Source organism: Azospirillum sp. A26 (assembly GCF_042604635.1).
GTDB classification, from domain to species: Bacteria; Pseudomonadota; Alphaproteobacteria; order Azospirillales; family Azospirillaceae; genus Azospirillum; species Azospirillum palustre.
The window spans coordinates 469,202-490,857 of record NZ_CP170472.1 but is presented as its reverse complement, the minus strand read 5'-3'; the positions used below and the strand labels follow the sequence as shown (position 1 = coordinate 490,857).

Below are 21,656 nucleotides of genomic sequence, written 5' to 3'. Positions count from 1 at the left end.
AGGGCCCGGCCTCGGACGAAGCTTGGCCGCCCCGCTACTGCCGACGCCCCGTCAGCCCGGCCTTACTTGCCGGACAGCCGCGCCTTCAGCAGACCGCCGGCCTTGGCGAAATCCATCTGGCCGGCATGGCGGGCCTTCAGCTCGGCCATCACCTTGCCCATGTCCTTGATGCTGGCGGCACCAAGCTCGGTCACGATGGAATCGATGGCGGCGGCGACCTCCTCCTCGCTCATCTGCCTGGGCAGATAACGCTCGACGACCGCGATCTCCTCGCGCTCCTGCTGGGCCAGTTCGGGACGGCCGCCCTGCTCGTACATCGCCGCCGATTCGGTGCGCTGCTTCACCATGCCCTGCAGCATCGACAGGATGCCGGCATCGTCGATGCCGTCGGTCACGCCGCGCCCCCGGGCTTCGATGTCGCGGTCCTTCAGGCCGGCGAGGATCATGCGGATGGTGGACACCGCGCGCTGGTCCTTCGCGCGCATCGCATCCTTGAGGCTGTCGTTGAACTGCGTGCGCAGTGTCATGTCCCGTCTTCCTTGGTTCGTCGGGCCGGGATAGGAGGCTCCGGCCGGACAGCCGACTATTCCGAAAATGGCCGCCGATTTCCACGGCAAAAGCCCCAGCCGGCAAATGGGTGCCCCGCGGCCGTCCGACTTTGTCCGCGGATCAGGGCCGCCTTGCAAAGCTATTGCTGGAAATCCGGCATCCAATCGTCATATAGGATGTCCGGCCCATCCGATCAGCCCACTCGATCCCACATAACCGCTTGATTCCGGCGGAGGTGGGGTGCGAGCGGCTACGTGTGCGCGCCCGGCGGGACGCTAGGCCGTCGCCGTTCCGCCGATCACCCGATCCGTCGCCGGCCGCGGTTTTTGGGAAGGTTCACAGGAATGACTCTCGCCACTCCCCCCTCCGACAATGCGGTTCACACCGGCGTCCTGGTCCTGGCCGACGGCACCGTGTTCCGCGGCCGAGGCATCGGCGCCACGGGGGATTCGGTGGGCGAGGTGTGCTTCAACACCTCCATGACCGGCTATCAGGAAATCCTGACCGATCCCAGCTATGCCGGCCAGATCATCACCTTCACCTTCCCACACATCGGCAACACCGGCGCCAACCTTGAGGACATCGAGACGATCACCCCGGCCGCCCGCGGCCTGATCCTGCGCGCCGACATCACCGATCCGTCGAACTGGCGCGCCACCCGCCATCTCGACGACTGGCTGAAGAGCTACGGCCTCGTCGGCCTGACCGGTGTCGACACCCGCCGCCTGACCCGCCGCATCCGCGACCTGGGCGCGCCCAACGGCGTCGTCGCCCATGCGCCGGACGGCAAGTTCGACATCGAGGCGCTGGTCGCCAAGGCCAAGGGCTGGCCGGGTCTGGAAGGCATGGATCTGGCCAAGGACGTGTCCTGCCGCCAGACCTACGACTGGACCGAGGCCGGCTGGACCATCGGCGGCGGCTATGCCACGCTGGACAAGCCGCAGTACCATGTCGTCGCCATCGATTACGGCGCCAAGCGCAACATCCTGCGCTGCCTCGCAGCCGCCGGCTGCAAGGTGACGGTGGTGCCGTCGACCGCCACGGTCGAGGATGTGATGCGTCACCAGCCGGACGGCGTCTTCCTGTCCAACGGCCCCGGCGACCCCGCCGCCACCGGCGAATATGCCGTGCCGACCATCAAGGGCCTGCTCGACACCGGCGTGCCGATGTTCGGCATTTGCCTCGGCCACCAGATGCTGTCGCTGGCGCTGGGCGCCAAGACTACCAAGATGCAGCAGGGCCACCGCGGCGCCAACCATCCGGTGAAGGATCTGGCGAGCGGCCGGGTGGAGATCACCAGCCAGAACCATGGCTTCGTCGTGATGCCGGAAACCCTGCCGGCCGACGCCGAGGTCACCCATGTCAGCCTGTTCGACGGCACCAACGAGGGCATCCGCCTGAAGGACAAGCCCGTCTTCTCGGTGCAGTATCACCCGGAAGCCTCGCCCGGCCCGCAGGACAGCCACTATCTGTTCGACCGCTTCGTCCAGCTGATCGCCGAGAAGAAGGCGGCCTGACGCCATACCGCCGGCAGGTCATGAAAAGGGGGGAGCCGTTCACGCGGCTCCCCCCTTTTCTATTTGGCATTACGGTCCTTGTCGGGGGCGAGTGTTGCGGCGGTCGCCGTGCGCGGCTGCACCCGCTGGATGCCGCCATAGCAGCTGGTGCCGCCACGTCCGCCGGGCGATCCGGCGGCCTGGCCGTACTGGGTGCAATCGGCGGTCTGGCTGGCGGCGTTTTGGCTGGCGGCTGCCTTTTCGCCGTCATGCTTCTGGTCGCGAGGCTGTGATTTAGGATCGTTCACAGTGGCCTCCTGGAGGTTGCGGACCATATCTTTTATGGCCTCTCCTAGATTGCCAACATGGTCAGCGATCAGCGGTTCCAACAGATATGCGTCTTCCCGACCATCCGTTTTCCCACAGGCCCCAGCCAGCCACCGAACCAGATGGCCCCGCCTGCCCGCTCTGCGGCCGGCCGATGGTGCCGGGCGCCAGCCTGAACGAACACCACCTGATCCCCCGCACCTATGGCGGGCGCGAGACGGTGACGATGCACCGCATCTGCCATGCGAAGATCCATGCGGTGCTGACCGAGCAGCAGCTGCGCGACCACTATCACGAGATCGACGCCCTGCGCGGCCATCCCGACCTTGCCGCCTTCATCCGCTGGGTCCGCCGCAAGCCGCCGGAATTCAATGACGGTCATGCTACCGACCGGCGGCGGCGCAAGCGCTGAACGCCCCCCTCAGCCCTGGCGGACGGTCCGCCGCGTGGCGGGTTTCGGCAGGTAATTGCGGGCCTCGCCGTTGCAGACCCGGCTGACCCGCTCATACTCCTCGACCGTGTCGACCTGGGCCTGCCGGCGGTCGCGCTCGCGGCCGAACTCCTGCATGATCCGCCGCATCGCCGATTCGAGCGGCCGGCGGACCGCCGCCATCGCCTGCGACTGGCTGCGCGAGCGCACCGGCGTCATTTCCGCGATCACCTGATCCAACCGGCTGCGGATCTGCGGCATCATCTCCTGAAGCAGGGCCTCGTCCACCGCGACATGGCGCATCTCGTGGGCAAGCACCTCGCCATGCAGGCAGGAACCGGCGGGGATTTCCCGGGCGACATGGACGATGCGCTGCTGGAAGCCGAAACTGATGGCAAGCTTGCTGGCCGAGGCGCAATAGGTGCCGTCGCCCATCGTCTTGAACAGGGCCGACACCTGGGACTGCTCGCCGTAGCGCGCCTGGGTCAGCCCCAGCACATGGCTGTCGGCGGTGCTGACCGGACCCGGCGTGCGTCCCGGCAGACGGGTGAGCTGCGGGATCGACAGCGCATCGTCGCGCTGGATCGGCGCCAGCACGGTGTCGAGGTCCAGCGTGGTCGGCGGAAATCCGGTGCAGCCATTCGACTGCGCCGCGGCCGGCGACATGGACAGCAGGATTGCCGCAAGGGCGAGGAACAGGAGGCGAACGGTCATCCCAGCACTGTTACCGGGAAACCGTTCTCCTACAAGAGATTTGGCGGCAAGAGATTTGGCGTCAGGAGATAGGGAAGGGCCGCCACCGCAGGTCTCCGGCAGCGGCCCCCGATGCCGTCCTCAATGCTTGGAGGGGAACAGGAAGCGCGCCTTCAAGGTGCCTTCGATGGCGCGCAGGTCGTTGACGACCTCCAGCTCGTCGACATCGCCGTTGACGTCGACCACCACATAGCCCAGCTCCGGATCGGTCTGGAGATACTGGGCGGCGATGTTCAGGTCGCGGCCGGAGAACACCTCGTTCACCTTGCGCAGCATGCCCGGACGGTTCTCGTGAACATGCAGGAAGCGGGTGCAGCCCGCCTGCACCGGCAGCGCCACCTGCGGGAAGTTGACCGCGCCGACGGTGGAACCGTTGTCCGAATACTCCAGCAGCTTCTGCGCCACCTCGGTGCCGATGTTGGCCTGGGCCTCCATCGTCGAACCGCCGATGTGCGGGGTGAGGATGGCGGTCTTGATGCCGCGCAGCGCGCTCTGGAACTCCTCCTTGTCGGAGCCGGGCTCGACCGGGAAGACGTCGATGGCGGCGCCCAGGATGTGGCCGGAGTTCATCGCGGCGGCCAGTGCCTCGATCTCCACCACCTGCCCGCGGGCGGCGTTGATCAGGTGGCTGCCCTTCTTCATGGCGGCCAGCTCACGCTCGCCGATCATGTCGCGGGTCTGCGGGGTGTCGGGCACATGCAGGGTCACCACGTCGGACACCGACAGCAGTTCCTCCAGCGTGTCGCAGGCCCGCGCATTGCCGAGCGCCAGCTTGCGCACGGTGTCGTAGAAGCGGACCTGCATGCCCATCGCTTCGGCCAGGATCGACACCTGGGTGCCGATGTGGCCGTAACCGACGATGCCCAGCGTCTTGCCACGGATCTCGTAACTGTCCTTGGCCGACTTCATCCAGCCGCCGCCATGCACCAGCTGCGACTTCTCGAAAATGCCGCGCATCAGCATGATGATCTCGCCGATCACCAGCTCCGCCACCGACCGGGTGTTGGAATAGGGGGCGTTGAACACCGGAACGCCGTGGCGGCGCGCCGCCTTCAGGTCGACCTGGTTGGTGCCGATGCAGAAGCAGCCGACGGTGATCAGCTTGCTCGCCGCCTCGAACACCTTGGCGGTCAGGTGCGTGCGCGAGCGGATGCCCAGGATGTGGACCGAGCCGATGCGTTCCAGCAGCTCGGACTCGTCCAGCGCGCGCGGCAGCCGCTCGACGGAGGCATAACCGCCGCGGGCCAGCTCTTCGATGGCGTTGTCGTGGACACCTTCCAGCAGAAGGATGTTGATCTTGTCCTTGGAGAGCGAGAGCTTGGTCACGGCCGGCTTCCGTATCTGGGCATCGGTTCTGTCCCGCAAGGCCAGCCCACCGGGATACGGCGCGCAGGGCCTTTCGGAAAAGCGAGCGCGCAAAATAATACCAAAGGCAGCCCTTGTCACCTGACGGATGTTGCGCCGCGGCGTCCGTTTCCGCATGCCGGATTGGCGCGCAGCGCGGGTTGGGTGTATCAGTCTGACCGCGCTTCAAACCTGGAAAGCCTGTCATGAGCGACGTGACGATCTATCACAACCCGCGTTGCAGCAAATCGCGCGAGACGCTGGAGCTTCTGCGCTCCCGCGGCGTCGAGCCGACGGTGATCGAGTATCTGAAGACCCCGCCGACCGCGGCGGAGCTGTCGGTCCTCCTCGCCAAGCTGGGCAAGGGTCCGCGCGACATCACCCGCGCCAAGGAAGCGGCGGAGGCCGGCATCGCGAAGGACCTCGACGGCGAGGCGCTGGTCGCCGCCCTGTCCGCCAATCCGGCGGCCATCGAACGCCCCATCGTGGTCAAGGGCGACCGCGCCCGCGTCGGCCGCCCGCCGGAGTCGGTGCTGGACCTGCTCTGACCGTCTCCGATCCGCTCTGTCCTCTCGCCCCTGCCCCCTCGCCCCCGCCCCTCCACCGGAGCCCGCCGCCCGTGACCAGCAAGCACACCGCAGCATCCGCCGCCGCTGAGCTGTCGACCATCCGCGATTTCCTGCGCTACGGCGTCAGCCGCTTCAACGAGGCCGATCTGGATTACGGCCACGGCACCACCACGGCCTTCGACGAGGCGGTGTTCCTGGTGCTGGAGTCGCTGCACCTGCCGGTCGACCAGCTCGACCCCTATATGGACGCCCGGCTGACCGCGGCGGAGCGCGAGGCGGTGGCCGGCATCCTCCATGCCCGCATCGACACCCGCAAGCCGGCGCCCTATCTGCTGAACAAGGCCTATATCCAGGGCATCCCCTTCTATGTGGACGAGCGGGTGATCGTCCCGCGCTCCTACATCGGCGAGCTGCTGTTCTCCGACATGTTCGGCGGCGACGACTTCACGCTGGTGGAGGACCCGACCTCGGTCGAGCGGGTGCTGGATCTGTGCACCGGCTCCGGCTGCCTCGCCATCCTGGCCGCCCGCATCTTCCCGGAGGCCCAGGTCGACGCGGTGGACCTGTCGCCCGACGCGCTGGAGGTGGCGAAGCGCAACGTCGCCGACAGCGGCTTCGAGGACCGCATCGCCCTGCATCAGGGCGACCTGTTCGCCCCGCTGAAGACGCGGAAGTACGACGTCATCATCACCAACCCGCCCTATGTCGACGCCGAGTCGATGGACGCCCTGCCGCCGGAATTCCGGGCCGAGCCGGCACTGGCGCTGGCCGGCGGCGACGACGGGCTGGACATCGTCCGCCGCATCCTGAAGGAAGCGCCCAAGCACCTGACGCCGGAAGGCGGCCTGCTGTGCGAGTTCGGCACCGGCCGCGAGATTCTGGAGGCGGAGTATCCGCACCTTGACTTCCTGTGGCTGCAGACCGCCAACAGCTTTGGCGAGGTGTTCTGGCTGACCCGCGACCAGTTGAAGGCCGGGAAGTGAGCCGAAGGTAGGGTGCGATCGCCCCCACTTCGGTCTCTCCATCGGGGGAGGATCGAAGTGGGGGCCTGACGTCCCCAGGAACCCTTCTCCCGCCCGCCGGTTGTCCTCTCACGATGTTGCACCGCAGCAGCCCCGAGAGGACGCCGCCGATGACTGACCGCCGCTCCACCCTGCTCAAGACCCTGGGCCTCACCGCGCTGACCCTGGGCGGATTGGCCGTCGCCAACACGCTGGCCGCCCGCGCGGCCGAACGGCGCTATCCGCCGGAAGGCCGCTTCCTGACCGTCGATGGCGTCCAGCTGCATTACATGGAGGCTGGCGAAGGCCCGCCGGTCGTGCTGCTGCATGGCAATGTCTCCGCCCTCGGCGATTCGCTGGCAAGCGGGCTGTTCCAGCGTCTGGCCCGGACCCACCGGGTGATCGCCTTCGACCGGCCCGGCATGGGCCACAGCGACCGGCCGCGGGATCGCGCCTGGACGCCGGAGGATCAGGCCGACCTGCTGGCCCGGGCCTTCGCCGCGCTGGAGATCGAGAACGCCTTGGTGGTCGGCCACTCCTACGCCACCCTGGTGGCGCTTGCCCTGGCTCTGGACCATCCGCGGACGGTGAAGGGGCTGGTGCTGATGGCCGGCTATTACTTCCCGACCAAGCGGGCCGATGCGGCTCTGGTGGCGCCGCTGGCGATGCCGGTGCTGGGCGACCTGCTGCGCCACACCCTGTCGCCGCCGGTTTCGATGGCGATGATGCCGGGGCTGCTGAAGACGCTGTTCTCGCCCCGTCCGGTCCCGGACCATCTGACCGAGAGCTTCCCCGCCGCCCTGACCATCCGGCCGGGCCAGATGCGTGCCAACGCCCAGGATGGCGTGACCATGGCACCGGCCGCCGAGCGCCTGCAGCACCGCTATGCCGGCGTGACCGTCCCGGTGGCGATCTTCGCCGGCCATCACGACCGCGTGGTCGAGCAGGAGGAGCAGAGCGGCCGGCTGCATCATGTGCTGCCCGACAGCACGATGCATTGGGTGCCGGACTCCGGCCACATGGTCCATTATGTCGACCCGGAGCTGGTCGTGCGCCGGATCGGTGAACTGTCAGCCGGGAAGACGGCTCCGCGGATCGTCGCTCACAGATAGCGCCGCATCAGGATGCTGCCGCCCTGGTGCGGCAGCCGGGGGTGCCAGGGGATGGCGGCGCTGCCGATCTCCTCGAACCCCTCGCCGACATAGAGACGGCGGGCCGGCTCGTTGTCGGCCCAGACATGCAGAGTAATCCGGTCGAAGCCGCCGGTCCGCGCCCGCTCGTAGAACCAGCCGAGCAGCCGGCCGGCGATGCCGTGGCGCCGGTGCGTGGGGTCGACCGCCAGGGCGGACAGGAAATAGCTGCCCCAGTCCAGCGTTTCGGCGAATTCGCCCATATGGGCGACGCGGTCGGGCGGCAGGCCGCTGTAATCCTCGGTGCGAATCCAGTCGGTGGGATAGCCATGGGCGATGCCGATCACCTGCCCATCCAGTTCGGCGACACCGCTCTGGCGATGCGACAGCGACCCGCTGCGCCCGGCCAGACCGGGCATCAGCATCTCCGCCGCCGTCATCCCCGGTATCAGCCCGTCGAGCAGGAATTCATAGACGCCACCGCCGGCGATGTCGATCAGCCGCGCCAGATCCGGGGCATCGTCGGCATCGGCGGAACGAAGGCGGAGACGGTCGTCAGTCGGTGCGGAGCTCACGGGCGGAACCCTTGGATCGGGAAAGCGGCTGGATAGAAAAGGCTCTCCCGCCGACGATTTCCAGCCCCAATCTTATCAATCCCGATCGGCCGCCCGGTTCAAATCGTCGCGCAGCCGCAGCAGAGCATCGCGGAGCGACATCAGCTCCGCGGCGGAGCAGCCGGCGGCGGCGGCGATTCGCGTCGGCAGGCATTCGGCCTGCGTCCGCAAGGCCGCCCCTTCGGCGGTCAGGCCGATGCGGACCAGCCGCTCGTCCTGCGGGTCGCGGCTGCGGGTCAGCAGGCACTGCCCTTCCATCCGCTTCAGCAGCGGGGTCAGCGTGCCGCTGTCCAGCCCAAGCCGCTCGCCGAGCAGCTTCATCGACTGGCCGTCCTCCTCCCACAGCAGCAGCATGATCAGATACTGCGGATAGGTCAGGCCAAGCTGCTCCAGCAGCGGGCGATAGACGCGGCTCATCGCCAGATTGGCGGAATAGAGCGCGAAGCACGCCTGATTGGAAAGCAGAAGCGGATCGTCCCTGTCAGCTGCCATGATGTCTGAACCTTGAAAAGACGGCGCGCCGCCGGGATGCCGCGCGTCGGTCGATCGTGCGGCCTGCACAATCGCGCGCAACAGCCCGGCGGCGCAATGCCGAAGACTTTTCGCTTCAGGCGATGGCCTCAGGCCCTGCCCTCAGGCAACAGTCGTGGTGACCGGGATGTTGCCCTTGGTGGCGTGGCTGTACGGGCAGACCTTGTGGGCGCGGGCCAACAGATCCTCGGCGGCGGCCTTGTCCATGCCCGGCAGCGACACCACGAAATCGACCGTCAGGCCGAACCCCTCGCCATCGTCGCGGGCACCGATGCCGACCGTTGCGTTCACCGTCAGATCGGCCGGGACGGCGATCTTGTCGCGGTTGCCGACGAACTTGATGGCACCGATGAAGCAGGCGGAATAGCCGGCGGCGAACAGCTGCTCAGGGTTGGTGGCGCCACCCTGTCCGCCCAGTTCCTTCGGCGCGGCCAGCGCGACCGACAACAGACCATCCTCGCTGACGGCCTTGCCGTCACGGCCACCGGTGGCGGTCACCTTGGTCGAATACAGGGTCTTCATGGCGCGTGCTCCTTCATTGATCGCCGAGTGGCAGATTTTGGTTTCCTGAGCGGCGGTTCGAACCGGCGCCCCGTGATCTTGTGAGAGGAACAATGGCGCACAATCGAATTGCACGCAATGTGTTTGATTGTGCGTTATCCGATTGCGCGCAATGCGTTTGACGCATGGCACGGCATGGGAGACGAGGCGGCTGAGGCCGGGACAGTGCTAACCCTGCCCGGATGCCCCGACCGCAACGCCTTCAGCGACGTGAAAACCCGCTATTCCGCTACCCGGAGGTCCACCCTGCCGCGCCGCTCGTCGGTCCTGCGCCCCATGGTGATGTTCTTGGGCGCCCGCACGTCCCGGTTCCGCCACGTCCAGCATTCGCCCGTCTCATCCTGGAAGCAGACCCAGCACAAATCGTGCTCGGCGCCATAATCGATGAGGAAATGCGCAAGGGCGGGGCCCTTCGGGGTGTCCATGGGAAGCGGCGGATTGAGCTGGAGCATGATGGCCTCATTGCGACACTGTGGAGCATGAACGCGCCAAAGCGTGCAGTCGGTCCCGTTTCGCTGCCGGACACTCCCATTGCGCCGGTCCCTGTCCGGTTTGGAATGGCTGGCGCATCTCGTCAATGACGCGTTTTGCCGGCCGGCCCTGGGTACCTGCCCTGCCACCCCAAGACTTCCACACGGTGCCGATAGAAGACGAACCTGCTTTCCGGGACCCAGGCAAAGAAAAAGCCCTGGAACCGTTGGGTTCCAAGGCTTTTTCGTTCCCTCCGGAACTGGTCGGAGCGACAGGATTCGAACCTGCGACCCCCAGACCCCCAGTCTGATGCGCTACCAGGCTGCGCTACGCTCCGTCAACATCACCGCAGTGCTTGCGGCTTGGCTCCGGAAGGGAACGGGACTATAGCCGCGGGCTTTCGCCGATGCAACATCTCCCGTGATGATTTTTCAGCTTTTTTTGCCCCCTATTTCGGACAGGCGGGACAGCACCGATTGCAGGGATTTCAGCTCGTCAAGAACCATGGTGATCTCGTGCCGGACCGCGTCCGATAGGGGCGGATGGTCCTCTCCCCCGCCCCTGTCGTTATCCCTGTCATCGTCGGCGACGTCGCCGCCGAAGCCTTCCGCATCGACCGGCCCGCCGCCATCGTCGGCATCCTCGGGCAGCGGCGGCGTCGGGTCGGACATGCGCCCTTCCTTCAGCAGACGCTGGACGCCCTTGATGGTGTAGCGGTCCTCATAGAGCAGAGCCTGGATCCGCCGCAGGAGTTCGACATCCTCCGGCCGGTAATAGCGCCGGCCGCCGCCGCGCTTCAGCGGACGAATCTGGGGGAACTTCGTTTCCCAGAACCGCAGCACATGCTGAGGCACGTTGAGGTCGGTCGACACCTCGCTGATGGTGCGATAGGCCGTGGCGGATTTCATGGCGCGAATTTCATGGCGCGATCAGGCCGCCGTCCGACAATGGCCGGCGGCGGCACTCCGCGGAAAGGCACGGCACGGCGACAGACAAGGTGGACAGGTCATCGCAATCGACCGACGTCAGGACAGCGCCCGCGCGGGCGTCGGTGCCCCACCCTCCTGAACCTCGTTGATCCGGTGTTTCAACACATGGCTGGCACGGAACACCAGAACACGGCGCGGCAGAATCGGCACCTCTTCCCCGGTCTTGGGGTTGCGGCCGACCCGTTCGCCTTTCTGGCGGACCTGGAAACTGCCGAAGGACGAGATCTTGACCATCTCCCCCCGGGACAGGGCATCGGAAATCTCATCCAGCACCGTTTCGACCAGATCGGCCGATTCGTTGCGCGAAAGTCCGACTTCCTGGTAGACGGCTTCGCTCAGTTGGGCGCGCGTTACGGTATTTTGCGACATTGTCAGACCTCCCCCCGCAACCGTTGCAAAGACGGTAATCCGGCGGAAGAAGGTCCGTCAATTCAAAAGCTTGGCAGCCTCATACGGCCCGGCCGAAGCCCGGCCGGGCGTGCAGTGCAGCATGACGGAAGCGCGATACGCGGAGGATGCTGGCGCCTTACCAGCGGACCAGCGCCGACCCCCAGGTCAGGCCACCGCCGATGGCTTCCATCAGGATCAGGTCGCCGCGCTTGATGCGGCCGTCCGCCACCGCCTCGCCCAGGGCCAGCGGGATCGACGCCGCGGAGGTGTTGCCGTGGCGGTCCACCGTCAGCACCACCTTTTCCGGCGACAGCTTCATCTTGCGGGCCAGCCCGTCGATGATGCGACGATTCGCCTGGTGCGGCACCATCCAGTCGATGTCGGTCGACTCCAGGCCGTTGGCGGCCAGGGCCTCCTCGACCACCGCCGACAGTTTCGACACGGCGTGGCGGAAAATTTCCTGTCCATGCATGCGGACATGGCCGATGGTGCCGGTCGAGGACGCACCGCCATCGACATAGAGCAGGTCGTACTGGTTGCCGTCGGAATGCAGGTGGGTGGACAGCACGCCGCGGTCGCTCGAATCGCCCTTGGCCTCGTAGGCCTCCATGACGATGGCGCCGGCGCCGTCACCGAACAGCACGCAGGTGGTGCGGTCGTTCCAGTCCAGCAGGCGGGAGAAGGTCTCTGCACCGATCACCAGGGCGCGGCGCGCCTGACCGTTGCGCAGGAAATTGTCGGCCACCGACATGGCATAGACGAAACCGGCGCAGACCGCCTGGATGTCCATGGCGAAACCGCCGGCGCCCAGCGCGGCCTGCACCTTGGTGGCCGTGGCCGGGAAGGTGTTGTCCGGGGTGGTGGTGGCCAGGATGATGCAGTCGATGCTGCTGCCCGGCACGCCCGCATGCTCCAGCGCCCGCATCGCCGCGGCGATGGCGAGGTCGGAGGTCTTCTCCCCCTCGGCGGCGATGTGGCGGGACTTGATGCCGGTGCGCTGGACGATCCATTCGTCCGTCGTGTCGACCCGCTGTTCCAGATCTTGGTTGGTGACGACGTTGGACGGCAGGAAGATGCCGCAACCCAGAACTCGGGAACGCATGACCATTGTTCAGCCCGCCGCCGCCTTCGTGTCGGGAAGAGGGGTCGCGTCGGCTATACGTCCCATCTCTTCCTTGATGCGTTCGTTGAACCCGTGCGTCGCCAGATTGATGGCGACCGCAACGGCATTGGCGAAGCCGACAGCGTCGGTGCCGCCATGGCTCTTCACGCAGACGCCGCGCAGACCGAGGAACATCGCGCCGTTGTAGCGGCGCGGGTCGATCCGCTCGCGGAAGCGCTTGAAGGCGCCGCGGGCCAGCAGATAGCCGATCCGTGCCAGGAAGGACGTCGCGAAGGTGCGGCGCAGGAATTCGGAGAACAGCTTCGCCGTCCCCTCCGCCGTCTTCAGCGCGACATTGCCGGTGAAGCCGTCGGTGACGATGACGTCCACCGTGCCCAGCCCGATGTCGGTGCCTTCGACAAAGCCATGGAAGCGGCCGGGAAGCGGCATGTCGCGCAGGCTGGCCGCCGCGGCACGCACCACCTCGTTGCCCTTCATGTCTTCCGAGCCGATGTTCAGCACGCCGATCGACGGCTGCGGCAGGCCCAGGATGGCACGTGCGAAGACGGCCCCCATCACGGCGAACTGGACGAGGTTTTCAGGCTGGCACTCGGCATTGGCGCCGAGGTCCAGCATCACGCTCTCGCCCCGTTGCGTCGGGAAGAAGGAGGCCATCGCCGGCCGGTCGATGCCCGGCAGCGTCTTCAGCACGAACTTGGCCATCGCCATCAGGGCGCCGGTGTTGCCGGCCGACACCACGCAGGCCGCCTCGCCCGCCGCAACGGCGTCGATGGCAAGCCTCATGCTGGACTGGCGCCCCGCACGCAGCGCAACCGCAGGCTTGGCGTCCCCGGCCACGAAGTCGGCGGTGTGGCGGATTTCCGCCACCGCCTTCAACGCAGGCCGCTGGTTCAGCAGCGGCTCGAGCCGTTGCTGGTCGCCGTACAGCAGAAAACGCACGTCGGGATGGCGTTCCCGCGCGATGTCCGCCCCGGCAATGACCATGTCGGGACCGTGATCGCCACCCATGGCATCCAGGGCGATGGTCAGGCGCTGGCTCACCGCGAACAGGCTCCCCGGCTTGGACCCCGGCAGGGGCGACGGGCGCCCCCGATCAACGGGACCTCAGACAACGCGATGCGGATCAAGCGGCCGCGGTGCCGCTCTGAACCACTTCACGCTGGTCGTAATGGCCGCAAGACCCGCAGACGTGGTGCGGACGCTTCAGCTCACCGCAGTTCGGGCACTCGTTGTAGGCCGAAGTCGGCAAAGCGTGGTGCGAACGACGCATGTTGCGCCGCGACTTGGAGGTCTTCTTCTTCGGAACAGCCATGACCGTAAACTCTCTTCATTGGAAAGGGCGGCCCGAACAGGGGCCGCCCAGCGCGAGCGGCATTCAATAAGGCAAATGCCCCAAAAGGGCAAGCCCGAACAACCCCCATTTCGCAACCCCGGGCCGCTCATTGGTGGGGGTGGAAGTGCCGGCCCTTATACAAGACGCGGCGGAGAAAGCAACAGCCGGATCAGTCCCGCGGCTTCAACTGCTGCAGAACGGCGAAGGGATTGGGTTTTTCAGACTCCGCGGCGGCCTCTTCCTCCACCGCCTCCCCTTCCTCATGCTCGCGGTAGCCCTCGAAGTCCACGCCCTCGGCATGCGGATAGGGGTCGAGCCCCAGCGACAGGTGCTGCGCCGTCAGCTCACCGATGTCGATTCGGTTGTTCTCCATCGGCTCCGGAACGTCCTCGTCGGACAGGGAGGCGTCGAAATCGATCTCCAGCCCCGGATCCTCGATCATCGACTCCGGAGCGAACAGCGCCTCGAAGCGTTCGCTGACATGGGCCGGCACCGGCTCCAGCGTCACGACGCAGGTCTGGACCACGTCGGCCTCCAGCTGTCCGGAGACCCGGATCATCTGGCCGCCGCGCACGGCGCGCAGCCTCACCGTGGCGGTCAGGCTGCCGATCGCCTCCAGCTCCAGCCGTTCGGCCAGCGCGCGGCGCTCTTTCTCGGTCGCTTCGATGGTTTCGCTCACCTCGGCACGACGCACCGTGTCGGCATTGACGACGCGCGAGAATTCCGGGGCCGGCAGGGCGCCGTTGGCAGGGCTCATGACAAGGACTTTCCGATCGAAAACCAAAATGGCCGGCGCGGCGAACGCCCGGCGACACCCGAGTCACATGCAACCCGCGGCCTGGAAAGGCAAGCCCTCAGACGCGGCGGCGGACGGCGGCGGGACGCAAGGATATCCCACGACGACACTTCATATATAGGGAAGCGGTCAGGCAGGCACCGGCGCGAAGCGGATCTCGCCCCGCATCAGCGACTCCAGCGGCTGGGCGTCGAGCGTCGCGGTACAGCTGCGGACATAGGCGGCCATCGTCGCCAGCGCCCCGTCCGGCACCGGATCGACCGTGCCGTAGAGGTTGTTGTCCAGCGCCACCTCCAGCCTGCGGCCGTCGGAGTCGGCCAGCGCCTCGTCATAGGCGCGGATCCGCCCGGCCATCCCGCGCGCCATCGTCTTCACGCGCCGGGCGATGCCGCTGTCGCCGGCCCCCATCTCCAGCAGCGACTTCTCGAAATCGTCGACCATCGTCTCGTAGAGGCGCTGCGACAGTTTGCCCGCCTCCGGCCCCTGCCCCTTCAGGCGGCGCATCACCAGCAGCATGTGCAGCGCCACCATCTCGAACCGCCCGTCCAGGCTGTCGGGTACGGAAAGCGCGCTGTAGAAGCCGGGTTCGCGGGCCTGTCCGACGATGGCAGCGAACAGGCCGCCCACCGCGGCGGCGGTGCGGGTGCGGTCTCCGCCCCCGACACGACCCGACAGAGGTCCCAGCAGAGGCCCCAGCAAACGGCCGATAAAGCTTCCTGACACGAACGGCAACCCTTCCCCGACTCGGAGTCTCGTTGACAGGGCGAAGCAGCCGGTGCGATTGTCCCGCCCGGAGACTGTCCACAGCCGTGAACGGCCTCGTTGCCCCGCCGGCTCCATCATAGCCCGAGCACCATGACCAGATCGAACTTTTCCGCCCCCCGCACCGTCATTCGCACCGCCCTGCTGGGCAGCGTCCTGCTCGCCGGCCTCGCCGCGACCGGCTGCTCGCCCACCGTCGCCACCCGCGGCAACCTGACGGACCCGCAGCTGGTGGCGGAACTGCAACCGGGCCAGAGCCGGCGCGACGACGTCGCCGCGGTACTGGGCACGCCGACCTCGGTCGGCACCTTCGATCCGAACGTCTGGTACTATATCGGGCAGAAGACCGAAAAGACCGCCTTCTTCGAGCCGGAAGTGACGGAGCGCCGCGTCGTCGTCGCCCATTTCGACGACAACGGCGTCCTGCGCGAGATCAAGACGCTCGACAAGTCGAACGGCCAGGACATCGATCTGGTGGAGCGCACGACCCCCACCGCCGGCCGCGAGATGGGCTTCCTGGAACAGATGATGGGCAACGTCGGCCGCTTCTCCGCCAAGGACACCAAGGGCAAGGGCCCCGGCAGCTGATCGGCCGGCCGATAGCCCGGCCCGCCGTGCCACCTCCTTCCGATACCGACACCGACCTGCGCCACATGCGCGCCGCCCTGTCGCTCGCGGCGCGCGGGCTGGGGCGGACCTGGCCCAATCCCGCGGTCGGCTGCGTGCTGGTCCGCGACGGCGCCGTGATCGGCCGCGGCTGGACCCAGCCCGGCGGCCGCCCCCATGCCGAGACGGAGGCGCTGGCCCGCGCCGGCACCTTGTCCGGCGGAGCGGAAGGCGCCACCGCCTACGTCACGCTGGAACCCTGCAACCATTATGGCAAGACGCCGCCCTGCGCCCTGGCGCTGGTCGAGGCGAAGGTGGCGCGCGTCGTCGTCGCCTGTCAGGACCCCGACCCGCGGGTTGCCGGCGGCGGGCTGACGCGGCTGCGCGATGCCGGCATCGCGGTCACGACAGGCGTCTGCGAGGCCGAGGCGCTGGCCCTGAACGAGGGCTTCTTCAACCGCATCACGCTGGGCCGCCCGCTGGTCACGCTGAAGGTCGCCAGCACGCTGGACGGCCGCATCGCCACCGCCACCGGCGAGTCGCAGTGGATCACCAGCCCCACCGCCCGCGCCTGGGGCCACCGGCTGCGCGCCGGCCATGACGCCATCCTCGTCGGCATCGGCACCGCGCTGGCCGACGATCCCGAGCTGAGCTGCCGCCTGCCCGGCCTGGAAGACCGCAGCCCGGTGCGCGTGGTGGTGGACAGCAGCCTGCGCCTGCCGCCGACGGCGAAGCTCGCCACCGGCGCCGCCCGCATTCCGACCTGGGTCGTCACCGGCCCCACCCCAGACCCCACGAGGGCCAAGGCTCTGGCGGCGCTCGGCGTCGAGCTGGTCCCGGTCGCCGCCGGGCCCGACGGACGTGTCGATCCCGCCGCCGCGATGACCGCCCTCGCCTCCCGCGGCATCACCCGCGTGCTGGTGGAGGGCGGGGCGTCGATGGCCGGCGCCCTGCTCGGCGCCGGTCTGGTCGACCGGCTGGAATGGTTCCGCGCCGCCTCGCTGATCGGCGGCGACGGGTTGCCGGCGGTCGCCGGCTTCGGAGTCGAGGCTTTGGCCGCCATGGCGCGCTTCGAACGCACCGCCGTCCGCAGCGCCGGCGCCGATCTGGCCGAAAGCTATCGCCGGATCGGCCCCAACGTCGGTCTAGCCCGCGCAACAGACCGTTGCGCCGCCTGCGGTGTCGCGCCCGCTTCCCCTGGCCGCGAAACCTGCTAAATTCCCCCGCATGTTCACCGGAATCATCACCGATGTCGGGCGCGTCCGGGCCGTGGAGCGGCAGGGCGACACCCGGTTCACCATCGAGACCGCCTTCGACACGGAGACGATCGCGATCGGGGCGTCCATCGCCCACAACGGCGTCTGCCTGACGGTCATCGAAAAGGGACCGGGGGCCTACGTCATCCAGGCGTCTGGGGAAACCCTGTCGAAGACGACGCTCGGCGGCTGGGAGGCCGGCACGCGCGTCAACCTGGAACGCGCGCTGAAGGTCGGCGACGAGCTGGGCGGCCACATCGTGTCCGGCCATGTCGACGGCGTCGGCCGGCTGCTGTCGATCCGCCCCGAAGGCGAATCGCTGCGCCTGACCTTCGAGGCGCCGGTCACTCTCGCCAAATACATCGCGCCCAAGGGCTCGGTCGCCATCGACGGCGTGTCGCTGACCGTCAACGAGGTCGAGGGCAACCGCTTCGGCGTCAACATCATCCCCCACACCCAGACCGCCACCACTTTCGGCGGGCTGACGGAGGGCGATACGGTCAATCTCGAAATCGATATGCTGGCGCGCTATGTCGCCCGGCTCGCGGGGCAGGAATGACGTCCGAGTTTCACCACTACCTGTCGACGGCCGAAGAGATCATCGAAGAGGCGCGTCAGGGCAGGATGTTCATCCTGGTCGACGACGAGGACCGGGAAAACGAGGGCGATCTGGTGATCCCCGCCTCCTGCGCCACGCCGGACGCGGTGAACTTCATGGCCAAGCACGGGCGCGGCCTGATCTGCCTGACCATGGACCGGCCGAACATCGAACGGCTGCGCCTGCCGCTGATGGCGCAGCAGAACGCGTCCCGCCACCAGACCGCCTTCACCGTCTCCATCGAGGCGCGCGAAGGCGTGACCACCGGCATCTCCGCCGCCGACCGCGCCCGCACCATCGCCGTCGCCATCGACCCGGCGTCCGGCCCGCACGACCTCGCCACCCCCGGCCACATCTTCCCGCTGCTGGCGCGTGACGGCGGCGTGCTGGTCCGCGCCGGCCATACCGAGGCCTCGGTCGACATCGCCCGGCTGTCCGGCCATTCCTCGTCCGCGGTGATCTGCGAGATCATGAACGACGACGGCACCATGGCCCGCCTGCCGGATCTGGTGCAGTTCGCCCAGTTCCACGGGCTGAAGGTCGGCACCATCGCCGACCTGATCGCCTATCGCCGCCGTACCGAGACCATCGTCGAGCAGGTTCTGGCCGGCACTCTCGACAGCCGCTATGGCGGGCGCTTCCAGTCCTACGTCTACATCAACAAGATCCAGTATGCCGAGCACATCGCGCTGGTCCGCGGCGACATCTCCGGCGACGAGCCAGTGCTGGTGCGCATGCATGCCCAGTCGGTGCTGGACGACGTGCTGGGCGACCGCAACTCCGGCCGTGACAACGACCTGCATGCCTCGATGGAGCTGATCGCCAAGGAAGGCCGCGGCGTCGTCGTGCTGCTGCGCGAGCCGAACCCGAACGGCCTTTCCACCGTGCTGAAGGCGCGGCTGGAGGGTCAGGCCGGCAGCGTTCCGGAGCTGCGCGACTACGGCATCGGCGCGCAGATCCTGCTGGATCTGGGCGTGCGCAAGATGACCCTGATCTCCAACCGCAAGAAGCCGATCATCGGGCTGGAAGGCTACGGCCTGACCGTGGTCGGCCACCGCGCGATCAATCCGGGCGCCGCCGACCTTGGCGAAGACTGAGAAGGGACAGGTCTCCGCCGGATGACCGACACGCCCCACATCATGGTCGTGGACGCCCGCGTCCACGAGGACATCGCCGATGAGCTGGCGCGTGGCGCCGTCGCGGAACTCGACCGCGCCGGCGCCACGCACATCCGCTATGGCGTGCCCGGCTGTCTGGAGCTTCCGGCGGCGATCATGTACGCCATCCGCTCCATGGATTTCTTCACCGCCCGCAAGCGGTTCGACGGCTATGTCGCGCTGGGCTGCGTGATCCGGGGCGAGACGACGCGGTACGACACTATCTGTGCCGAAAGCGCACGCGGCTTGCAGGATCTGGCCCTGCGCTACAGTCTGGCGGTCGGAAACGGCATCCTGACGGTGGAAAACCGCGAGCAGGCCTGGGCACGGGCCAATGTCGGATCGGTCAACACCGGCGGGCGCGCCGCGCGGGCCTGTCTTGACATGATTGACCTGAAGCGCAAATTCCGCCTCTATCCGCGCTGACCCCGACATCTCCTCTCTTTTAGCGACTGCAGATCATGAGCAACGACGACGCGGGCAGCCCCGTGACACCCGAACGCGCCTCCGGTCAACCGAAGGGCGGCAAGTCCAAGTCCCGCAAGAACAAGACCGGCGGCGGCTCCGCCAAGGCGCGTCGCAAGGCCGCCCGTCTGGCCGCGGCCCAGGCGCTGTACCAGATCGATCTGGCCCAGGCCCCGGTCGAGAATGTCGTCGGCGAGTTCGTCGCCCACCGGCTGGGCGAGGAGATCGACGGCGACAAGTTCGTGTCCGGCGACCCGCAGCTGTTCGCCGACATCGTCCGCGGCGCGATCCACCGCCGGGCCGAGGTCGACGGGGTGCTGGGCGCCGCCCTCGACCCGCGCTTCCCGCTCGACCGGCTGGAGCTGCTGCTGCGCGCCATCCTGCGCGCCGGCGCCTATGAGATCGCGGTCCATACCGACACCCACCCGCGCATCCTCATCAGCGAGTATGTCGACGTCGCCCGCGCCTTCTTCTCCGGCCGCGAGCCGGCGATGGTGAACGGCGTGCTCGACCATGTCGCCCGCGCGCTGCGCGCCGACGACCTCGCCAAGCCCGATCCCGGCCGCAGCGCGGCCGAGGAGTAACAGAGACCCTCTCCCGGGGCGGGAGAGGGAGCGTGAAGGCGCTCCCCAATGACCACTCCCACCCTCGGCGAGTTCGGCCGCATCACCCGCTTCTTCAAGCCGCTGGCCGCCGGTTTTCCCGGCGCCCGCGGCCTGCGGGACGATGCCGCCGTGTTCGGCGTGCCGGACGGGCGGGAACTGGTCGTCACCACCGACGCCATGGTCGCCGGGGTGCATTTCTTCCCCGACGATGCGCCGGCCGACATCGCCGCCAAGCTGATGCGCAGCAATTTGTCCGACCTCGCCGCCATGGGAGCGGAGCCGCTGGCCTACACGCTGGTGACCGCCCTGCCCCGCGGCCTGGACGAATCCTGGCTGGAGGGCTTCGCCGCCGGGCTGGGCGAGGAGCAGCGGCAGTTCGGCATCGCGCTGGCGGGTGGCGATTCGGTCTCCACCAGCGGTCCCATCACCCTGTCGGTCACCGCCTTCGGGCTGGTTCCCACCGGCCGCGCCCTGCCGCGCTGGGGTGGGCAGTTGGGCGACCGCGTCTTCGTCACCGGCAGCATCGGCGACGCCGCGCTCGGGCTCGAAGTCGCCTATGGCCGTCTCGACATCCCGGACCAGGACACCCGCGCCCATCTGCTGCGCCGCATGCGCCGGCCCGACCCGCGTATGGGCATCGGACCGCGGCTGATCGGTCTGGCCAGCGGTGCGATGGACGTGTCGGACGGGCTGGTTGCCGACCTCGGCCATCTTTGCGAGGAGTCCGGCTGCGCCGCCCTGCTCCACGCCGATGCGGTGCCGCTGTCGGAGGCCGCCCGCGGCGCCATCGACAGCGATCCGGTGAGGCTCGCTCTCGCCATCACCGGCGGCGACGATTACGAGCTTCTGTTCACCGCCCCGCCATCGGCCCGTGATGCCCTGACCGCCCTGGCCGCCGAATGCAGTGTCGCGATCACCGAGGTCGGCGAACTCCGCCCCGGCACGCCCGGCGAGGTCGCGGTGCTGGACGGTGCCGGCGCGCCCTTGCCGCTGACCCGGCGCGGCTGGGACCATTTCTGACCGTCCGGCCCCGGCGCCCGGCGCTTAAGACAATCGAAAGCATCGACAGCGCAGGGTTCGGCGATTCGCCGTTTGCGCAAGGTGTGTTGCCGTGGTCAAGGCTCTGATCGTCCTCGTTCTCGGCATCGTGTTGCTGGGCGGCGCCAGCTTCGGTGGCTGGTTCGTCTATCAGAAATACTTCACCGAACATCCCGACGCACCGCCGAAGAAGGTGGAGCCGCCCCCCAAGCCGCCGACCGCCTTCGTCCGTCTTCCCCCGCTGGTGGTGCCGATGATCGGCGCGACCCGAGTCGAGCAGTTCGTGACCGTCGTGGTCGCGGTGGAAGTGCTTCTGGAAAAGCAGCCGATGGTCCAGGCCAACCAGCCGCGCCTGACGGATGCCTTCCTGACCGCGCTCTATGGCGGCGTCGCCGACAAGTCGATCCTGAACGGGGCTTTGGTCAATATTCCTGCCGTAAAGGCCAAGTTGGTGGAGGCCGCCGGCAAAGTCGTCGGCAAGGACGCGGTCTATGACGTGCTGGTCCAGGCGGTTACGCAGCGCAATCTCTGACCGCTTCCCACAGCACCCGCAATTTGCACCCATTTTGCGGTGCATTATCCCGACACTACCCATAAAGGTCAGGGGTACCCCCGGCCATTTCGCCGCGTCCCGCCGCCCCGTGCGGCGGTTGCAAAGCGCCCGCACCGGGCGCATGCTTTTCCCGATAATACTTGCGCCCGACTTCTCCCCCACTTGCATACCGTGGTGGGACCAGCCTTTCCGGGGCGCGTCCTTAAAAT

At 67.8% G+C, this 21,656-nt stretch carries 28 protein-coding genes and 1 tRNA gene; 13 read left to right on the top strand and 16 right to left on the bottom strand.

Features of this window, described 5'->3' with window-relative positions:
- Positions 1-62: 62 nt before the first annotated feature.
- The gene (locus tag ABNQ39_RS02870) at positions 63-527 is read right to left on the bottom strand and encodes a GatB/YqeY domain-containing protein (protein WP_376958764.1); all 465 of its coding nucleotides are present in this window, start codon (positions 525-527) and stop codon (positions 63-65) included.
- 366 nt (positions 528-893) lie between these two features.
- Between ABNQ39_RS02870 and carA the strand changes: the two genes are divergently transcribed.
- On the top strand, positions 894-2,066 hold the full coding sequence (gene carA / locus ABNQ39_RS02865) for a glutamine-hydrolyzing carbamoyl-phosphate synthase small subunit (RefSeq protein ID WP_376958762.1): 1,173 nt from the start codon (positions 894-896) through the stop codon (positions 2,064-2,066).
- Positions 2,067-2,125: 59 nt separating this feature from the next.
- On the opposite strand, the gene ABNQ39_RS02860 is transcribed toward carA, so the two are convergent.
- Complete coding sequence (locus tag ABNQ39_RS02860; RefSeq protein WP_376958760.1) at positions 2,126-2,434, bottom strand: hypothetical protein; 309 nt, start codon at positions 2,432-2,434, stop codon at positions 2,126-2,128.
- Positions 2,435-2,439: 5 nt separating this feature from the next.
- Here ABNQ39_RS02860 and ABNQ39_RS02855 point away from each other — a divergent pair, with 5 nt between their 5' ends.
- Entirely contained in the window at positions 2,440-2,784 is a 345-nt protein-coding gene (locus ABNQ39_RS02855; RefSeq protein ID WP_376958759.1) for an HNH endonuclease, read from the top strand.
- Positions 2,785-2,793: 9 nt separating this feature from the next.
- Here ABNQ39_RS02855 and ABNQ39_RS02850 read toward each other — a convergent pair whose 3' ends face one another.
- Entirely contained in the window at positions 2,794-3,516 is a 723-nt protein-coding gene (locus ABNQ39_RS02850) for a hypothetical protein (protein WP_376958757.1), read from the bottom strand.
- A 120-nt stretch (positions 3,517-3,636) separates the two neighbouring features.
- A complete protein-coding gene (gene serA, locus ABNQ39_RS02845) occupies positions 3,637-4,881 on the bottom strand; it encodes a phosphoglycerate dehydrogenase (protein WP_376958755.1) in 1,245 nt (414 codons plus the stop codon).
- 224 nt (positions 4,882-5,105) lie between these two features.
- On the opposite strand from serA, the gene arsC reads away from it, so the two are divergent.
- The 3 genes from arsC (at position 5,106) to ABNQ39_RS02830 (ending at position 7,581) form a co-directional block, all read left to right on the top strand.
- Positions 5,106-5,447, top strand: a complete 342-nt coding sequence (gene arsC / locus ABNQ39_RS02840) for an arsenate reductase (glutaredoxin) (RefSeq protein WP_376958753.1) — start codon at positions 5,106-5,108, stop codon at positions 5,445-5,447.
- A gap of 71 nt (positions 5,448-5,518) precedes the next feature.
- Positions 5,519-6,451 (top strand): 50S ribosomal protein L3 N(5)-glutamine methyltransferase, encoded by a 933-nt coding sequence (prmB, locus tag ABNQ39_RS02835; RefSeq protein WP_376958751.1) that lies wholly within the window; start codon positions 5,519-5,521, stop codon positions 6,449-6,451.
- Between the two features lie 149 nt (positions 6,452-6,600).
- Positions 6,601-7,581, top strand: a complete 981-nt coding sequence (locus ABNQ39_RS02830; RefSeq protein WP_376958749.1) for an alpha/beta fold hydrolase — start codon at positions 6,601-6,603, stop codon at positions 7,579-7,581.
- Here ABNQ39_RS02830 and ABNQ39_RS02825 read toward each other — a convergent pair.
- The 12 genes from ABNQ39_RS02825 to ABNQ39_RS02770 all read right to left on the bottom strand — a co-directional run bounded on the left by ABNQ39_RS02825 (position 7,572) and on the right by ABNQ39_RS02770 (position 15,130).
- Complete coding sequence (locus ABNQ39_RS02825) at positions 7,572-8,174, bottom strand: GNAT family N-acetyltransferase (protein WP_376958747.1); 603 nt, start codon at positions 8,172-8,174, stop codon at positions 7,572-7,574. The genes ABNQ39_RS02830 and ABNQ39_RS02825 overlap by 10 nt on opposite strands.
- A gap of 75 nt (positions 8,175-8,249) precedes the next feature.
- Positions 8,250-8,705: a MarR family winged helix-turn-helix transcriptional regulator gene (locus ABNQ39_RS02820; RefSeq protein WP_376958745.1), complete on the bottom strand. Its 456-nt coding sequence runs from the start codon at positions 8,703-8,705 to the stop codon at positions 8,250-8,252.
- Positions 8,706-8,846: 141 nt separating this feature from the next.
- Positions 8,847-9,266 (bottom strand): organic hydroperoxide resistance protein, encoded by a 420-nt coding sequence (locus tag ABNQ39_RS02815; protein WP_012973667.1) that lies wholly within the window; start codon positions 9,264-9,266, stop codon positions 8,847-8,849.
- 260 nt (positions 9,267-9,526) lie between these two features.
- Positions 9,527-9,757, bottom strand: a complete 231-nt coding sequence (locus ABNQ39_RS02810) for a hypothetical protein (protein WP_376958743.1) — start codon at positions 9,755-9,757, stop codon at positions 9,527-9,529.
- A gap of 279 nt (positions 9,758-10,036) precedes the next feature.
- Positions 10,037-10,113 (bottom strand) — tRNA-Pro (locus tag ABNQ39_RS02805).
- 94 nt (positions 10,114-10,207) lie between these two features.
- Positions 10,208-10,684, bottom strand: a complete 477-nt coding sequence (locus tag ABNQ39_RS02800; RefSeq protein ID WP_376958741.1) for a MerR family transcriptional regulator — start codon at positions 10,682-10,684, stop codon at positions 10,208-10,210.
- Between the two features lie 117 nt (positions 10,685-10,801).
- Positions 10,802-11,134 carry an integration host factor subunit alpha gene (locus ABNQ39_RS02795; RefSeq protein WP_098740199.1) on the bottom strand — a complete coding sequence of 111 codons (333 nt, stop codon included), beginning with the start codon at positions 11,132-11,134 and terminating at the stop codon, positions 10,802-10,804.
- Between the two features lie 157 nt (positions 11,135-11,291).
- Positions 11,292-12,263 (bottom strand): beta-ketoacyl-ACP synthase III, encoded by a 972-nt coding sequence (locus ABNQ39_RS02790; RefSeq protein ID WP_376958739.1) that lies wholly within the window; start codon positions 12,261-12,263, stop codon positions 11,292-11,294.
- 3 nt (positions 12,264-12,266) lie between these two features.
- Positions 12,267-13,319 (bottom strand): phosphate acyltransferase PlsX, encoded by a 1,053-nt coding sequence (plsX, locus tag ABNQ39_RS02785; RefSeq protein WP_109095424.1) that lies wholly within the window; start codon positions 13,317-13,319, stop codon positions 12,267-12,269.
- An 82-nt stretch (positions 13,320-13,401) separates the two neighbouring features.
- On the bottom strand, positions 13,402-13,590 hold the full coding sequence (gene rpmF / locus ABNQ39_RS02780; RefSeq protein WP_012973646.1) for a 50S ribosomal protein L32: 189 nt from the start codon (positions 13,588-13,590) through the stop codon (positions 13,402-13,404).
- 190 nt (positions 13,591-13,780) lie between these two features.
- Positions 13,781-14,368 carry a YceD family protein gene (locus ABNQ39_RS02775; protein WP_376958736.1) on the bottom strand — a complete coding sequence of 196 codons (588 nt, stop codon included), beginning with the start codon at positions 14,366-14,368 and terminating at the stop codon, positions 13,781-13,783.
- Between the two features lie 168 nt (positions 14,369-14,536).
- Entirely contained in the window at positions 14,537-15,130 is a 594-nt protein-coding gene (locus ABNQ39_RS02770) for a ubiquinol-cytochrome C chaperone family protein (protein ID WP_376958734.1), read from the bottom strand.
- A 132-nt stretch (positions 15,131-15,262) separates the two neighbouring features.
- Between ABNQ39_RS02770 and ABNQ39_RS02765 the strand changes: the two genes are divergently transcribed.
- The 8 genes from ABNQ39_RS02765 to ABNQ39_RS02730 all read left to right on the top strand — a co-directional run bounded on the left by ABNQ39_RS02765 (position 15,263) and on the right by ABNQ39_RS02730 (position 21,426).
- Positions 15,263-15,757: an outer membrane protein assembly factor BamE gene (locus ABNQ39_RS02765; RefSeq protein ID WP_098740204.1), complete on the top strand. Its 495-nt coding sequence runs from the start codon at positions 15,263-15,265 to the stop codon at positions 15,755-15,757.
- A gap of 65 nt (positions 15,758-15,822) precedes the next feature.
- Positions 15,823-16,992, top strand: a complete 1,170-nt coding sequence (gene ribD / locus ABNQ39_RS02760) for a bifunctional diaminohydroxyphosphoribosylaminopyrimidine deaminase/5-amino-6-(5-phosphoribosylamino)uracil reductase RibD (protein WP_376959750.1) — start codon at positions 15,823-15,825, stop codon at positions 16,990-16,992.
- 10 nt (positions 16,993-17,002) lie between these two features.
- Entirely contained in the window at positions 17,003-17,590 is a 588-nt protein-coding gene (locus ABNQ39_RS02755; protein ID WP_376958732.1) for a riboflavin synthase, read from the top strand.
- Complete coding sequence (gene ribB, locus ABNQ39_RS02750) at positions 17,587-18,726, top strand: 3,4-dihydroxy-2-butanone-4-phosphate synthase (protein WP_376958730.1); 1,140 nt, start codon at positions 17,587-17,589, stop codon at positions 18,724-18,726. The genes ABNQ39_RS02755 and ribB overlap by 4 nt, the downstream gene beginning before the upstream one ends.
- A 21-nt stretch (positions 18,727-18,747) precedes the next feature.
- Positions 18,748-19,212: a 6,7-dimethyl-8-ribityllumazine synthase gene (gene ribH / locus ABNQ39_RS02745; protein ID WP_098740208.1), complete on the top strand. Its 465-nt coding sequence runs from the start codon at positions 18,748-18,750 to the stop codon at positions 19,210-19,212.
- A gap of 35 nt (positions 19,213-19,247) precedes the next feature.
- Positions 19,248-19,835, top strand: coding sequence for a transcription antitermination factor NusB (gene nusB / locus ABNQ39_RS02740; RefSeq protein WP_098740209.1), 588 nt, complete (start codon positions 19,248-19,250; stop codon positions 19,833-19,835).
- Positions 19,836-19,883: 48 nt separating this feature from the next.
- Positions 19,884-20,876: a thiamine-phosphate kinase gene (gene thiL, locus ABNQ39_RS02735; protein ID WP_376958727.1), complete on the top strand. Its 993-nt coding sequence runs from the start codon at positions 19,884-19,886 to the stop codon at positions 20,874-20,876.
- A 91-nt stretch (positions 20,877-20,967) separates the two neighbouring features.
- Positions 20,968-21,426 (top strand): hypothetical protein, encoded by a 459-nt coding sequence (locus ABNQ39_RS02730; protein WP_376958725.1) that lies wholly within the window; start codon positions 20,968-20,970, stop codon positions 21,424-21,426.
- The last annotated feature ends 230 nt before the right edge of the window (positions 21,427-21,656 follow it).